Here is a 13,264-nt window from a genome sequence, read left to right as displayed (position 1 = left end):
ATCTCGACCCGGGTGACCTTGATGCCCCACCGGCCGGTGGTCTCGTCGAGCACGCTGGAGAGGTGCTTGTTGATCTCCTCGCGGCTGGTCAGGGCACGTTCCAGGTCGAGCGAACCGATCACGTTGCGCAGCGTGGTGACGGTGAGCTGCTCGATCGCCTGCAGGAAGTTCGAGATCTCGTACGTCGCCCGCACCGGGTCGACGACCTTGAAGTAGAGCACCGTGTCGATCGAGACGACCAGGTTGTCCGATGTGATCACCGGCTGCGGCGGGAACGAGACCACCTGCTCCCGCATGTCGACCTTGGTCCGGACGGCGTCGATGAACGGCACCAGCAGGTTGAGCCCTGGTGACAGGGTCCGCTTGTACTTGCCGAGACGTTCGACGACGTCCATCCGCTGTTGCGGAACGATCCGCACCGACTTGGCGAGCGTGATCACCGCGAAGAGAACGATCGCTATACCGAGGACTGCCACTATCGCTTCCATGACGTCTCCCTAGACGTTGGGCAGGTCGTCGTGCCACACCATCAGTGTCGCGCCGCGCAGCCGGACGACCCGGACACGCTCCCCCGGCGCGAAGGTCTCCCTGTCGTCGACCGAGCGGGCCTGCCACAGCTCCCCGTCGATCTTGACCATGCCGCGATCACCGGTCACCTCGTCGATCACCGTGCCGCGCGAGCCCTCGATCGCCTCGATGCCGAAGGGCCGTTCCCCGGTCTCGAGGGCCGGGCGGGCGTGCCGGAGGATCACCGGACGCAGCGCCGCCACCGAGACCCCGGACACGATCGCGAACACGATGACCTGGACCAGCAGGTCGGCACCGAGCGCCGCGGCACCGGCCGCGGCCAGGGCTCCCGCGGCGAAGAACACGACCAGGATCGTCGCGGTGAAGGCTTCGGCGATGGCTAGGACTACGGCGAGGACCACCCAGAGAACGGCTTCCACCCCTCGATCGTGGCACGCCCGAGCACGCTGAGGGAGTAGCCGAACACGGTTGGAACAGTTAGACCCATCAGTCCCTAGGAGAGGATCCCACCGTGTCGCTGCTTCCGGAGACCTGCCGCCGGATCGATGACATCGCCGCCCGGGCACAGTCAGCCGGCCGGGTGCCGTCGCTCGCCCTGGCCATCGTCCGCGACCGTGCGGTCCTGCACTTCGCGGGAGCAGGCGAGCAGCCCCGGCCGGACCCGAAGACCCAGTACCGGCTCGGCTCGATCACCAAGACGATTACCGCGACGCTGGTGATGCAGCTGCGTGACGAGGGTTTCTTCGCCCTCGACGACCTGCTCTACCGGCATCTGCCGGGCACCCCGATCGGCGGGATCACCCTGCGCCAGCTGCTCGGGCACGTCTCCGGGCTGCAGCGCGAACCCGACGGCCCGTGGTGGGAACGCCACCCCGGCGGCGACGTGGACGCGCTGCTGGCCGAGCTGACGTACGAGAAGCTGGCGGGCGCCCCGTACCGCCGTTTCCGCTACTCCAATCTGGCCTACGGCCTGCTCGGCGCGGTACTCGAACGGGTCACCGGCACACCGTGGGGTGAGCTCGTCGGCAAGCGTGTCCTCGACCCGCTCGGCATGAAACGCACCACCTACCACCCGGTGGAGCCGTACGCCCGCGGTCATGTGGTCCATGCTCTCGACGGCAGCCTGCACGAGGAGCCGCGCCCCGACACCGGCGCGATGGCCCCGGCCGGTCAGCTCTGGTCCACCGTCACCGACATGGCGAAATGGGCGGGCTTCCTGGCCGATCCGGCGCCCGCCGTACTGGCCCGCGAGACCGTCGACGAGATGTGCGCGCCGGTCGTCATCGGCGACCTCGAGTCCTGGACCGCCGGACACGGCCTCGGCCCCCAGCTGTTCCGCGTCGGCGAGCGCGTCTACGCCGGGCACGGCGGCTCCATGCCCGGTTACGTGTCGCACCTGGCCGTGCACCGCCGCAGCCGCCTCGGCGTCGTCGTCTTCGCCAACGCCTACCACGTCGACGGCGCCGGGATCCAGGAGGTCAGCCTGGGTGCGCTGACCGCGGCCCTGGACAGCGAGCCGGTTCCGGTCCCGGCCTGGCGCCCGCCCGCACAGCCGCGGGGTGAGGCCGCCGAGATCTGCGGCCGCTGGTGGTGGATGGGCCGCGAGTACTCGATCACCGCGGACGGCGACATGCTCCTGATGACCGGCCCGCGTCACTCGACGCGCTTCGCACGGGAGGCCCCGGACCGCTGGCGCGGCCTCTCCGGCAACGACGAGGGTGAGGTCCTGCGCATCCTGCGCACTCCCGAGGGCACACCGGGACGCCTGGACATCGCCACCTCGCTCTTCAGCCGCGACCCCTGGCATCTGGCCTGAGAAATCCCTTTGTCGTACGGCTACGCCTACCCCGACCGCAACGACCACGTCCTCAAGCTCCGCTTCCGCGACGCCCGACGCCACTCCCGCCCATCAGCGCGCCTCGCGGGCTGCAGCGGCCCAAGCCCGCGAGCCGTACCCGTGTCCGGGCGGCGCACCGCCGGTGACCGTGGGGGTGGAGGGAGCCGAGGTTCGCGCGGAGAGGCCCAGGGCCAGGCCCGCGGCGACCGTGGCGGTGCCGAGCCAGACGAGCGGGGCCGGAATGGGGCCGCCGAGGGCCACCCCGGTGACCGCGGCCGCGATCGGGGTGACGCCGGCCAGCAGACCGGCCGGGCCGGCGCCGAGCCGCGCCACGCAGGTGTACCAGAGCAGGAACGCGACCGCGGTGACCAGGACGGCCAGGTACACGCCGGCCAGCAGGTCGTCGGCGCGCAGCTCGGTGACCGCGGCCGGGCCCTCCCTCGTGAGGCCCGCGACCGCGAAGATCACGGCGCCCATCCAGGTGGCGTGCACGGACACGCCGAGCGGACGGTGACGGCCGAGCACCGGCACGGCGAGCAGGGTGAACGCCGCCTCGCAGCCGAACGTGACGGCTGCCCAGAACAGGCCTGTCCCGTCGGTGCGGCCGAGGCCCTGCACCAGCATCGCGCCGACGGTGACCACCATCGCGGCGGCGATGATCCGGGCGGCCGGGCGGCGGCCCTCCAGGAGTGGTCCGGCAGCGGCCAGGACGATCGGCACGCAGGCCACGGCCACGCCGATGACCGCGGGTTCAGCGTGCCGGGAACCCTGGACGAGCGCGATGTTGAAGATCAGCAGGCCGGTGACGGTGACCCCGAGCAGCCACAGCCACTCCCCGCCACGTGGCCGGTGGACCGGCGAGGAGGACCAGCGGGCCCAGGCGAGCAGCAGCAGGCAGGCGGCGGCGTAGCGAAGGGCCTGGACGGTGAGCATCGGGGCGTCGGCGAGGTGTCCGGAGACGGCGACGCTGCCGCCGACGAACGCCATGCCGAGCGCGCCGGCCAAGGCGGGGAGAGCTTTCATGACCTGATGCTCGAACAGAGTATGGTCCGGTTCGAGGACCAATCCAGCGCCTATCAGGAGGACCAATTTCCGGATCGGACTTTCTGCAGCTGCGCGCCGAGGACGCTCCGGCGAAGGCCAGGGGACTGACCTCCTGGCTGACCGAGGGACTGCGATCGGCGGTCGCGGCCGGTCGGCTGGCCCCCGGGTCCCGGCTGCCCGCCACCCGGCTGCTCGCCGGTGAGCTCGGCGTCTCCCGGGGCGTGGTGGTGCAGGCCTACCAGCGGCTGGTCGACGAGGGACTCGCAGAGGCGCGGACAGGTTCCGGCACGGTCGTCACCGGGCGCGGGGTGGAACGGGCCGCCCGGCCGGCCGGGGACCGGCGGCGGACCCTGGACGAGCTGCGGCTGCCGATCTCCACACCGGACGACATCGACATCGACCTGTCACCGGGCATCCCGGACCTGTCGGCCTTCCCCCGGGCGGCGTGGCTGCGGGCTGAGCGGGCCGTGCTGGACCGCGTCACCGGGGCCGATCTGCGGTACGGCGACCCGGGCGGGGCACCACGGTTGCGCGCCGCCCTGGTGGACTGGCTGGCCCGTACCCGGGGAGTGCGGTGTGAAGCGGACGACGTCGTGGTCACCGCGGGCGTCGCGCAAGGGCTCGCCCTGCTCGCGCAGGTGTTGCGCAGCCGTGGCACGGACGCCGTCGCGGTGGAGGACCCGGGATCGCGGGGCGCCATGGACCAGCTGGCTTTCTGGGGCGTACGGCAGGTCCCGGTGCCGGTCGACGAGCAAGGGATGCGCGTCGGCGAGCTGGCCGCGGCCGGAGTGGACGCGGCCGTGCTCACCCCGGCACACCAGTTCCCGACCGGGGTGGTGCTGTCGCCGGAGCGCCGCCGGGAACTGCTGGTGTGGACCGGCCTGGTCATCGAGGACGACTACGACGCCGAGCACCGGTACGACCGCGCGCCGGTCGCCGCGCTGCAGGGCTCGGCGCCGGACCGCGTCGCCTATCTCGGCAGCGTCTCCAAGTCGCTGGCCCCGGCGATGCGAACCGGCTGGCTGATCGCGCCGCGCGGTCTTCAGGCCGAGCTGCTCGCCGCCAAGCACGCGACCGACCTGGGCAATCCGGCCCTGCCGCAGCTGGTGCTGGCGCAGCTGCTGTCCTCCGGTGACCACGACCGGCATCTGCGCGCCGTCCGTACCCGCCAGAGGTCCCGCCGGGACGCACTGCTCGCCGGATTGCGCACGCATCTGCCGGAGGCCCGCGTCGCCGGCGTCGCGGCCGGCCTGCATGTGCTGGTACTGCTGCCCGGCGCGGCCGACGACGTGGCCCTCGCCGAGCGGGTGGCCGCAGCGGGCGTACTGGTGCAGCCGTTGTCGTGGCATCGCCGCCGCACCGGACCGCCGGGCCTGGTGATCGGCTACGCCGCGCACCCGCCGGATCGCCTCACCGAGGCCGCCACCCGCATCGGCCGCGCTCTCAGCCGGTGACGGTGACGAAGTCGATCAGACGTTCCATGGAGTTGATGAGCGGGGTCTCCACGTCCTTGTAGGAGCTGACCGAGGCCAGGATGCGCCGCCACATGTCGACGGGCTCACGGACGCCGACCGCCTCGCAGACGCCCTCCTTCCAGGGCCGTCCGGGCGGGATGACCGGCCAGGCGCGCAGCCCCACCCGTTCGGGTTTGACGGCCTGCCAGACGTCCACGTAGGGATGACCGGTGATCAGCACGTTCGGGTCGGTCACCGCGGCGACGATCCGGCTCTCCTTGGACCCCGGGACCAGGTGGTCCACCAGAACGCCGAGCCGGCGACTGCCGCTCGGCCGGAACCCCGCCACTGCGCCGCGCAGGTCGTCGATGCCGTCGAGGGGTTCCACGACGATGCCCTCGATACGCAGGTCGTCGCCCCAGATCCGTTCGACCAGCGCCGCGTCGTGGATGCCCTCGACCCAGATCCGGCTGGCCTTGGCGACCTGAGCCTTCACACCGTCGACGGCGATCGACCCGGACGCGGTGACCCGGCGCTGCCGCGGCTGCTGCCGTGGAGCGGGTCTGACCAGCGTGACCGTCTCGCCGTCGAGCAGGAACGCGGCCGGCGTGAGCGGGAAGTTACGGCGCTTGCCGAAACGGTCCTCGAGCACCACGGCACCGAGCCCGAACCCCACGACCGCCCCGCAGAAGCCGGAATCGGCGTCCTCGACGACCAGATCCGGTTCGGCCTCCACCTCCGGAATCACCTTACGGCGGCGCCAGTCGCCCGCCATCACATCCTCCCCATACATGTCCCGCACTGTATGCGCGATCACGGACACACCCTCGGTGACGCTCCGAGCCGAGACAACTGTCACGACCTCCACGTACCCTTGCCCACATGTCACCCGCAGCCGATGCGGCCACCCGTACCGCACGCCGCTCCACCCGGTTCGTGACCTGGGTGCGCGCCTGGCGCGCCGGTCTCGTCCCGTTCGACGAGCTGGCCGACGAGATCGCCGCGGACGAGGAGCACCTCGTCGCCGACGCCCCCGGCACGTGGACGGATGTCCCGCTCGGCCAGGGCCTGCCGATCTTCGCGAAGCTGCATCCCGACGAGATCCGGCTCGTGCTGCCGGTGCCCGGTGATCCGCGTGGTCTGCCCGGGCCCGGAGAGCTGACCGGCGCGGCGATGCTGGCCGGCGAGGCCGTGATGACGCCTGGGTTCGGAGTGGTGCCCGAGGTCCGGCGGCACACGTCGGGTTCCGGTGTGGAGTTCTCGACGGTGCTGTGGCGGGTGCATCCGGCGCCCGAGCACCGCGCGGTGTTCCAGATGGGCGCCGCCGAGGCCGAGGCGCAGCTGACCGCCGCGCTCGGCGAGGCCACCGCCCGGCTCACCAAACTCGACGTGGCGCAGTGGAAACCGGAGCTGGCCGGCGCTCTGCAGGCGCTGCGCCGGCCGGAGAGCACCGAGACGCTGCCACCCGGTTTCGACCCGCGCTCGCGGCGGCTGTTCGCCCGTGCCAGCGTGCTCGATCAGGTGCTCGCCCTGGCCGGCTCGAACGCGCCGGGCGGTGCGGTCAACGGTTACGAGGCGCAGCAACGTGACGAGGCCCTCCGCCCGCTGACCGCAGCCTGCCGCCAGGCGCTGGTCGCGGCCTGCAACTCTCCGCTGCAGCCGTGACGCCCGCGCAGGACCGTTACGCGCACTGCACGTTCTGCGGTGCCCGGTTCACGTCCGGTCAGGCCTGGCCACGCCGCTGTGGCGGGTGCGGTGAGACCAGCTATCTGAACCCGAGCCCGGTGGCGGTCGCCGTGCAGCCGGTCGGTACCGGCCTGTTGGCGGTACGCCGCGGCATCGCACCGGCACGGGGCCGGCTCGCACTGCCGGGCGGGTTCATCGACGTCGGCGAGACGTGGCAGGAGGCCGCGGTCCGCGAGCTGTTCGAGGAGACCGGGGTCAAGTCCGATCCGGCCGGCGTGCGGCACTACGACACGGTCAGCGCCCCCGACGGGACGATCCTGGTGTTCGGCCTGCTGCCGGCGCTGCCGAGCACCCGCCACCTGCCGCCGGCCCCGGCCGAGGACGAGACGCTGAGCCGCGAGGTGCTGTACGGCCCCACCGAGCTCGGCTTCAGCATCCACACCGCGATCGCCACCCGCTGGTTCACTCTCCGGGAAGGGACCTAGTCGATCAGGTCGCCCCGGAGGAGTTCGTCCAGCAGCAGCTGGATGGCGGGCGCGCACCGATCCCGGTCGGCCGAGGTGAACCAGCCCAGCTCGGCGATCTCCGCTCTGGGGGACGGCTCCACCTCCGCAGACCCTCCGGTGAAGCAGACCAGGCTGACCCGCGTGCCGGGTGGACGGTTGTGGGCCGGCGCGTCGATCGTCACGAAGTGGGTGAGCGACTCCGCCGCGACCTTCAGGCCGACCTCCTCGCCCACCTCCCGGGCGGCCGCCTCGGCGTCGGTCTCCCCCGGCTCCGGCTTGCCGCCGGGCAGGTAGAACGCGTCCGAGCCGGTGGCCCGGACGGTCAGGACCCGCCGGTCCCGGACATGCACCCAGGCAGCCGCGACGACCACGCTCAGATCTCGTCGATCAGGTCGGCGACCGAGTTGATGATGCGCGACGGCCGGTACGGATAGGTCTCGGCCTCCAGCCGGCTGCTGATCCCGGTCATCACCAGGATCGTCTCCAGCCCCGCCTCGAGGCCGCACAGCACGTCGGTGTCCATCCGGTCGCCGATCATGGCGGTGGTCTCGCTGTGTGCGCCGATCGCGTTGAGCGCCGAGCGCATCATCATCGGGTTCGGCTTGCCGACGAAGTACGGTTTCACGCCGGTCGCCTGCGAGATCATGGCCGCGACCGAACCGGCGGCCGGGAGCAGGCCCTCGTTGGACGGTCCGGTGGCGTCCGGGTTGGTGCAGATGAACCGGGAACCGGCGCTGATCAGCCGGATCGCCTTGGTGATCGCCTCGAAGCTGTAGGTGCGGGTCTCGCCGAGCACCACGTAGTCCGGTTCGAACTCGGTGAGGATGTAACCGGCCGCGTGCATGGCCGTGGTCAGACCGGCCTCACCGATCACGTAGGCGGTGCCGCCGGGCCGCTGGTCGGCCAGGAACTGGGCGGTCGCGAGCGCGGCGGTCCAGATCGAGTTCTCGTCGACGTCGAATCCCATCCGGTAGAGACGGGCCTGCAGGTCGCGCGGGGTGTAGATGGAGTTGTTCGTCAGGATGAGGAACGGCTTTCCCGACTCCTTCATCCGGTTGACGAACTCGGGCGCCCCCGGAACCGGCTCTCCCTCGTGGACGAGGACACCGTCCATGTCGGTGAGCCAGCTCTCGATCCTCTTGCGCTCCTTCATCAGGGTGCCTTTCGTCGCGCGGGTGGGGGGCAGCAGTCCGCGGGGCAGACGTCCCAGGTCGGCAGCGTACCGAGCGCCGGCCGGGATTGATCATCGGTCCGCTCCTGGACGAGTTGCCGCACCATGGCGACGAACTCCGGGTGAACGCCGGGCGTCGAGGCCCGCGCGTAGCCGAGTCCGAGCCGGGCCGCGGTCTCCTTCGCCTCGTTGTCGAGGTCCCAGATGACCTCGAGATGGTCCGAGACGAACCCGATCGGGCTGACCACCACGTCGGTCACACCCTTGCCGGCAAGGGTCTCGAGGTGGTCGTTGACGTCCGGCTCGAGCCACGGGACCTGCGGCGGGCCGGAGCGGCTCTGCCAGACCAGGTCGTAGCCCAGGTCGGCGGCTGCCGCGGCGTGCACCAGCCGGGCGGTCTCCTCGAGCTGGTTGTTGTAGCGGTCACCGGTCGGCCCGGCCGTCGCGGCCATGCTGACCGGAATCGAGTGGGCGGTGAAGACCAGGCGGGTGGAGGCCCGGCGGGCCGGATCCAGGGTCTTCAGAGCATCCTGTACGCCTGCGGCGAGCGGATTCACGAAACCCGGGTGATCGTGGAACTGCCGCAGCTTGGAGATCTGCGGAGCACCGGGGCCGACGTGCTCACGGGCCGCGGCGATGTCCTCCCAATACTGCTTGCACGACGAATATCCGCCGTACGCGCTGGTCGCGAACCCGAGGGCATGTTGGACACCGTCGTCGCGCATCTGCGCCACGGTGTCGGCGAGCATGGGGTGCCAGTTGCGGTTGCCCCAGTAGGCGGGCAGCTTCACCCCGTGCGCCGCGAACTCGGTCTCGAGCGCGGCCAGCAGATCACGGTTCTGCTGGTTGATCGGGGACACCCCGCCGAAGTGCATGTAGTGCTCGGCCACCTCGGCGAGGCGCTCATCCGGGACACCGCGCCCGCGAACCACGTTGCGCAGGAACGGCATCACGTCATCGGGCTTCTCGGGCCCACCGAAGGAGAGCAGGACGAACGCGTCGTAAACCACCCGTCCATCCTGCCACCGGACTATGCCCCGATCGCGTGGTAACCCCCGTCAACGTGCACGATCTCACCTGTGGTGGCCGGGAACCAGTCGCTCAGCAGGGCGCAGATCGCCTTGCCGGCGGCCGCGGTGTCGTACAGGTCCCAGCCGAGCGGCGCCCGCTCCGCCCACGCGTCCTCGAACTGCTCGAAGCCGGGGATCGACTTGGCGGCGATGGTACGCAGCGGGCCGGCCGCGACCAGGTTGCTGCGGATGCCCTGCTTGCCGAGGTGCAGCGCGAGGTAGCGGGAGGCCGACTCGAAACCGGCCTTGGCCACGCCCATCCAGTCGTAGACCGGCCACGCCTTGGTCGCGTCGAAGGTCAGGCCGACGATGCTGCCGCCCGCCGACATCAGCGGCAGAGCGGCCTGGGCCAGCGACTTGTACGAGAACGTCGACACCTGCAGCGCCGTGGCGACGTCCTCCCACGGCGCGTCCATGAACCCGCCACCGAGGCAGCTCGGCGGAGCGAAGCCGATCGAGTGGACCACGCCGTCCAGCCCGTCGACGTGCTCACGGACCTTGTCGGCCAGCCCGGCGAGTTGTTCCGGGTTCGTCACGTCCAGTTCGATGACCGGCGCCGGCTCCGGCAGCCGCTTGGCGATCCGCTCCACCAGGGAGAGGCGGCCGAAGCCGGTCAGCACGACAGTCGCCCCCTGCTCCTGGGCGATCTTCGCCGCCGAGAAGGCGATCGAGGCGTCGGTGATGACCCCCGTGATGAGCAGCCGTTTTCCGGCCAGCAGTCCAGACACTGAATTCTCTCCTGAAAAAGTTTCCCGGGACTTCAGTGGCCCATTCCGAGACCACCGTCGACCGGCAGCACGGCGCCCGAGATGTAAGCCGCACTGTCGCTGGCCAGGAAGGTGACCGCCGCGGCGACCTCGTCGACGGCGGCGAAGCGCCCGGCCGGAACGGCCTTGATGATCTCCGCCTTGCGGGAGTCCGGCAGGACGGCGGTCATCTCCGTGTCGATGAAGCCGGGCGCCACGACGTTCGCCGTGATGTTGCGGCTGCCCAGCTCCCGCGTGATGCTACGGGCCATGCCGACCAGGCCGGCCTTGCTCGCCGCGTAGTTCACCTGGCCGGGCCCGCCGTAGAGGCCCACGACCGACGAGATGAAGATGATCCGGCCCCACTTGGCGCGCAGCATCTTGGTGCTGGCCCGCTTCGCGACCCGGAACGCGCCGGTCAGGTTGGTGTCGATGACCCGCTCGAACTGCTCCTCGGTCATCCGCAGCAGCAGCGTGTCGTCGGTGATGCCGGCGTTGGCCACGAGCACCTCGATCGGGCCGAGCTCCTGCTCCACGTAGGCGAAGGCGGCCTCGACGGCGCCCGAGTCGGTGATGTCGCACTGCACACCGAACAGGCCCTCCGGAGCGCCCGAGCCACGGTGCGTGACGGCGACGCGGTCACCCTGCTTCGCGAACGCTCTCGCGATGGCCAGGCCGATACCGCGATTTCCTCCGGTCACCAGAACGGTGCGAGCCACAACACACTCCTTCGACAGGCGTCACGGTTTCACTCAGGGTCACAGGCACCCTCTGAGGAGCGAGACTATCGGCCCGGCGTCCCACGACCGAGGGACGGTCCCGCCTCCTTACACGGCGTTCAGTGCGGGGCCGATTTTCTTAAGTTGCGTTAAGTGAGCCCGCGGCCTGGACCGCTCGGGCCATCGCTTCCTCGGTCGGCAGAAGGTCCTGGATGGCGACGCCGAGGCCCTTGGCGATGAGCGCCAGATCGTTCAGGTCGATGGGTTGTTTCCCGGTTCTCCGCACACTCAGCCACTGCTCCGTTCGCCCGATCCGGCGTGCGAGCTCGGACTGTTTGATGTTTTCACGGGCCATCGCGACTCGGATCTCGACGGCCACCAGCTGCGTGAGTGTCTTCGCGGAAACCTCAGGCATGATGCTCATGCGTCAAGTCTGATGATCCTTCGTCACCAAGTCAACCGAACGGACAGGATGGCACACCCATTGTTGACGCCTAACGCTATGAGTGAGAGTCTTCTCGTATGACGCAGGAAGCAACAGCGTTGACGACGGGTCTAACGCATCGCGTTGCGGCTGAGATCAGAGCTGAGCTAGCACGCCAGAAGATGAGCCAGAGAGAGTTCGCCCGCAAGCTCGGGATCGACCCCGCCCTGGTCAGCAAGCGGCTGGCTGTGGCGCCCGGACGCTCTTGGACCATCGACGAACTCGACAGCATCGCCGTCGTCCTGGACGTCCCCGTCGATCAGTTGCTGGCGAGCCCGGCGTTCCGCGCCACCGCCGCGTGACGACGTCGAGTTCGCGCCCCGGCGGTCCGACTCATCCGACGCCGACCGGCCCTCCGCCGACGTCGCCCCCACCGCCTCCGCCGCCGCCTCCGGCGCCGAGCCGGAGGCCCTGAAAGCAGTTGCGCCGCCCGGGGCTGGACCCCCGCGGCGGCGCGATCACCGGACAGACCAACCCTCTGAAGAAAGGCAAGTCCGATGACGTCTCTGACACTACCGGTCGCCGAGCACTACCACGCTGGTGGAAGTGCCGGGCCCGCCGGTGAGAACTCCGCCGAGTGCGCGTGTGGCGTCACGTACGCCGGGTTCGACACGCACCGCGAGGCGCGGCAGATGCTCGAGCAGCACATCAAGGCCGAGACGAAGGCCAAGCCGGTCGCGCTGCTGGAGACGGGCGATTGGATCGACACCGGGTCGCTGAGTCAGGAATTCGAAGGCCCGGCGGTGGTCCGGTACGTCGAGACGTACGAGGAGCCCGGCTACCCCGTGCCGTACACGCTGGTCGTGTTCGGCGACAACCTTTACGGGCCGGCCTCGCACCGCTGGCCCGCAACGACGACGGCGCGGCTGCTCACCGAGGCAGAGATCGAGAAGGTCCGTGAGGGGCAGCGCCGTGAGCAGCTCGCCCGCCAGTTCGAACAGCTGGCCGAGTTCGCACGGCGCACCGACATCCCGTTCCCGGACAGCGAGCAACTCCACTTCACGCTGGACACGCGGGCCGAGGTCGAGGCCGTCGCCAAGTCGCTGGGCCTGGAGGCGACAGCTCGGTGGAGTGACGGGCTGCAGGTGTCGTGGCCGAAGGGTCGGCAGTCGTACGACGACGGCCTGTACGTGCTGTGGCACACGAGCGAGAAGGCGCCAGTCGAGCCGGTGGTCGAGGCCTCGCCCGAGGCGGTCGCGGTGGAGCACTCGGAGAAGTGCGAAGGCCAGGACTCCGACCGGCCGTGCGACCTCAAGTGCCCGGTCCGCGACGCCGCCGAGGCGTCCCGATGACCGCCGACCTGTTCCGGATCATCTGGACCGGCCGCCTCTCCGGTAAGACCGTGGTCAGCGACCCGCTGCCCCGTGACCAGGCGCTCGCCGAGTTTGACAGCCACCTCGGCCTGCGCCGGGCGGCGAGTAACGGGCTCGGCCGGTTCCGGGTGATGCGCGACGCCGACTACCAGCAGCTCGCCGTGCAGGGTGGCGTCTACCGCGGTGAGGCCGCCAAGAAGCCCGCGACCGTGCACCACGGCGACCACGTCATGGCCACCTCGTGCGGGCTGGCGCAGGACGAGATGCCGTTCCTGGACAACGTGTCCCTGCTGATCAGCCGGGTGACTTGCCTGCGGTGCCTGAACGTGCTGTGCGCCGAGTCGGTGGGCAGGTCCCGCTGATGGCCGCCTGCACCGCGCCGGAGCTGATCACCCGCGTTGACCGGATCCTCGGTCAGCCGGATCGGCAGCTGGAGCCGTGCGCGGACCAGGCGACCCGGGTCGTCGCGATCACCGTCGACCGGCCCGGTGGGATCGCGCAGCACGTCGCGCCCGCGTGTCTGTGGTGCTCGCTGGTCGTGCGGACGCGGCACAACGGTCACCTCGTCCGGTCTCCCTGATCTCTGCAGGCGCGGGCCGGGGGTTCATCGGTCTCCCGCTCGCGCCGACTGGCCGGATCCGCCTGCTACCGGGTCCGGCGCCCGGTCCGGGGCGCTGTCCCGCCAGACAGCGCCCCGGCCACCCCA

Annotated in this window: 18 protein-coding genes; 8 read left to right on the top strand and 10 right to left on the bottom strand. The window is 70.7% G+C overall.

Annotated elements, in window-relative coordinates; all coding sequences use genetic code 11:
• A partial coding sequence (locus CLV67_RS49595; protein WP_249037998.1) for an SPFH domain-containing protein occupies positions 1-488 on the bottom strand: 488 nt, incomplete at its 3' end.
• A 9-nt stretch (positions 489-497) separates the two neighbouring features.
• The gene (locus CLV67_RS49590; RefSeq protein WP_106330981.1) at positions 498-947 is read right to left on the bottom strand and encodes an NfeD family protein; all 450 of its coding nucleotides are present in this window, start codon (positions 945-947) and stop codon (positions 498-500) included.
• A gap of 92 nt (positions 948-1,039) precedes the next feature.
• Between CLV67_RS49590 and CLV67_RS49585 the strand changes: the two genes are divergently transcribed.
• Positions 1,040-2,344, top strand: coding sequence for a serine hydrolase domain-containing protein (locus CLV67_RS49585; RefSeq protein ID WP_106330980.1), 1,305 nt, complete (start codon positions 1,040-1,042; stop codon positions 2,342-2,344).
• Between the two features lie 93 nt (positions 2,345-2,437).
• Here CLV67_RS49585 and CLV67_RS49580 read toward each other — a convergent pair whose 3' ends face one another.
• Positions 2,438-3,388 (bottom strand): DMT family transporter, encoded by a 951-nt coding sequence (locus CLV67_RS49580; RefSeq protein ID WP_106330986.1) that lies wholly within the window; start codon positions 3,386-3,388, stop codon positions 2,438-2,440.
• A 41-nt stretch (positions 3,389-3,429) separates the two neighbouring features.
• On the opposite strand from CLV67_RS49580, the gene pdxR reads away from it, so the two are divergent.
• The gene (gene pdxR, locus CLV67_RS49575; protein WP_203737771.1) at positions 3,430-4,863 is read left to right on the top strand and encodes a MocR-like pyridoxine biosynthesis transcription factor PdxR; all 1,434 of its coding nucleotides are present in this window, start codon (positions 3,430-3,432) and stop codon (positions 4,861-4,863) included.
• Here pdxR and CLV67_RS49570 read toward each other — a convergent pair.
• A complete protein-coding gene (locus tag CLV67_RS49570; protein WP_106330978.1) occupies positions 4,853-5,656 on the bottom strand; it encodes a DUF3097 domain-containing protein in 804 nt (267 codons plus the stop codon). The genes pdxR and CLV67_RS49570 overlap by 11 nt on opposite strands.
• Before the next feature lie 89 nt (positions 5,657-5,745).
• On the opposite strand from CLV67_RS49570, the gene CLV67_RS49565 reads away from it, so the two are divergent.
• Together CLV67_RS49565 and CLV67_RS49560 are read left to right on the top strand one after the other, a co-directional pair.
• Positions 5,746-6,528, top strand: a complete 783-nt coding sequence (locus tag CLV67_RS49565) for a hypothetical protein (RefSeq protein ID WP_106330977.1) — start codon at positions 5,746-5,748, stop codon at positions 6,526-6,528.
• Positions 6,525-7,034 (top strand): NUDIX domain-containing protein, encoded by a 510-nt coding sequence (locus tag CLV67_RS49560; protein ID WP_203737763.1) that lies wholly within the window; start codon positions 6,525-6,527, stop codon positions 7,032-7,034. The genes CLV67_RS49565 and CLV67_RS49560 overlap by 4 nt, the downstream gene beginning before the upstream one ends.
• Here the strand turns inward: CLV67_RS49560 and CLV67_RS49555 are convergent.
• From CLV67_RS49555 to CLV67_RS49530, 6 genes are all read right to left on the bottom strand, one after another.
• Positions 7,031-7,426 carry an NUDIX hydrolase gene (locus CLV67_RS49555; protein ID WP_239166876.1) on the bottom strand — a complete coding sequence of 132 codons (396 nt, stop codon included), beginning with the start codon at positions 7,424-7,426 and terminating at the stop codon, positions 7,031-7,033. The two genes, CLV67_RS49560 and CLV67_RS49555, sit on opposite strands and share 4 nt — an antisense overlap.
• Before the next feature lie 2 nt (positions 7,427-7,428).
• A complete protein-coding gene (locus CLV67_RS49550; protein WP_373873217.1) occupies positions 7,429-8,265 on the bottom strand; it encodes an HAD-IIA family hydrolase in 837 nt (278 codons plus the stop codon).
• Positions 8,208-9,236: a ferrochelatase gene (locus tag CLV67_RS49545; protein ID WP_106330974.1), complete on the bottom strand. Its 1,029-nt coding sequence runs from the start codon at positions 9,234-9,236 to the stop codon at positions 8,208-8,210. The genes CLV67_RS49550 and CLV67_RS49545 overlap by 58 nt, the downstream gene beginning before the upstream one ends.
• A gap of 20 nt (positions 9,237-9,256) precedes the next feature.
• Positions 9,257-10,024 (bottom strand): enoyl-ACP reductase FabI, encoded by a 768-nt coding sequence (gene fabI, locus CLV67_RS49540; RefSeq protein ID WP_106330973.1) that lies wholly within the window; start codon positions 10,022-10,024, stop codon positions 9,257-9,259.
• A 32-nt stretch (positions 10,025-10,056) separates the two neighbouring features.
• Positions 10,057-10,761, bottom strand: a complete 705-nt coding sequence (gene fabG, locus CLV67_RS49535) for a 3-oxoacyl-ACP reductase FabG (RefSeq protein ID WP_106330972.1) — start codon at positions 10,759-10,761, stop codon at positions 10,057-10,059.
• A gap of 139 nt (positions 10,762-10,900) precedes the next feature.
• Positions 10,901-11,185, bottom strand: a complete 285-nt coding sequence (locus tag CLV67_RS49530) for a helix-turn-helix domain-containing protein (RefSeq protein ID WP_106330971.1) — start codon at positions 11,183-11,185, stop codon at positions 10,901-10,903.
• 98 nt (positions 11,186-11,283) lie between these two features.
• Here CLV67_RS49530 and CLV67_RS49525 point away from each other — a divergent pair, with 98 nt between their 5' ends.
• The 4 genes from CLV67_RS49525 (at position 11,284) to CLV67_RS49510 (ending at position 13,138) form a co-directional block, all read left to right on the top strand.
• Positions 11,284-11,547: a helix-turn-helix domain-containing protein gene (locus CLV67_RS49525; RefSeq protein ID WP_106330970.1), complete on the top strand. Its 264-nt coding sequence runs from the start codon at positions 11,284-11,286 to the stop codon at positions 11,545-11,547.
• Positions 11,548-11,742: 195 nt separating this feature from the next.
• Positions 11,743-12,537, top strand: a complete 795-nt coding sequence (locus CLV67_RS49520) for a hypothetical protein (protein WP_106330969.1) — start codon at positions 11,743-11,745, stop codon at positions 12,535-12,537.
• Positions 12,534-12,920, top strand: coding sequence for a hypothetical protein (locus tag CLV67_RS49515; protein ID WP_106330968.1), 387 nt, complete (start codon positions 12,534-12,536; stop codon positions 12,918-12,920). Before CLV67_RS49520 ends, CLV67_RS49515 begins: the two co-directional genes overlap by 4 nt.
• The gene (locus tag CLV67_RS49510) at positions 12,920-13,138 is read left to right on the top strand and encodes a hypothetical protein (protein WP_106330967.1); all 219 of its coding nucleotides are present in this window, start codon (positions 12,920-12,922) and stop codon (positions 13,136-13,138) included. Before CLV67_RS49515 ends, CLV67_RS49510 begins: the two co-directional genes overlap by 1 nt.
• The last annotated feature ends 126 nt before the right edge of the window (positions 13,139-13,264 follow it).

The organism is Actinoplanes italicus (assembly GCF_003001815.1).
Classification (GTDB): Bacteria; Actinomycetota; Actinomycetes; order Mycobacteriales; family Micromonosporaceae; genus Actinoplanes; species Actinoplanes italicus.
This window is presented reverse-complemented; position numbering and strand designations above follow the sequence as displayed.

What these genes read in the sequence shown, in the direction of transcription:
- CLV67_RS49580 (WP_106330986.1), bottom strand. Translation starts at nt 3,388, where the DNA reads ATGAAAGCTCTCCCCGCCTTGGCCGGCGCGCTCGGCATGGCGTTCGTC.
- CLV67_RS49570 (WP_106330978.1), bottom strand. Translation starts at nt 5,656, where the DNA reads ATGTATGGGGAGGATGTGATGGCGGGCGACTGGCGCCGCCGTAAGGTG.
- CLV67_RS49565 (WP_106330977.1), top strand. Translation starts at nt 5,746, where the DNA reads ATGTCACCCGCAGCCGATGCGGCCACCCGTACCGCACGCCGCTCCACC.
- CLV67_RS49530 (WP_106330971.1), bottom strand. Translation starts at nt 11,185, where the DNA reads ATGAGCATCATGCCTGAGGTTTCCGCGAAGACACTCACGCAGCTGGTG.
- CLV67_RS49525 (WP_106330970.1), top strand. Translation starts at nt 11,284, where the DNA reads ATGACGCAGGAAGCAACAGCGTTGACGACGGGTCTAACGCATCGCGTT.
- CLV67_RS49520 (WP_106330969.1), top strand. Translation starts at nt 11,743, where the DNA reads ATGACGTCTCTGACACTACCGGTCGCCGAGCACTACCACGCTGGTGGA.
- CLV67_RS49515 (WP_106330968.1), top strand. Translation starts at nt 12,534, where the DNA reads ATGACCGCCGACCTGTTCCGGATCATCTGGACCGGCCGCCTCTCCGGT.
- CLV67_RS49510 (WP_106330967.1), top strand. Translation starts at nt 12,920, where the DNA reads ATGGCCGCCTGCACCGCGCCGGAGCTGATCACCCGCGTTGACCGGATC.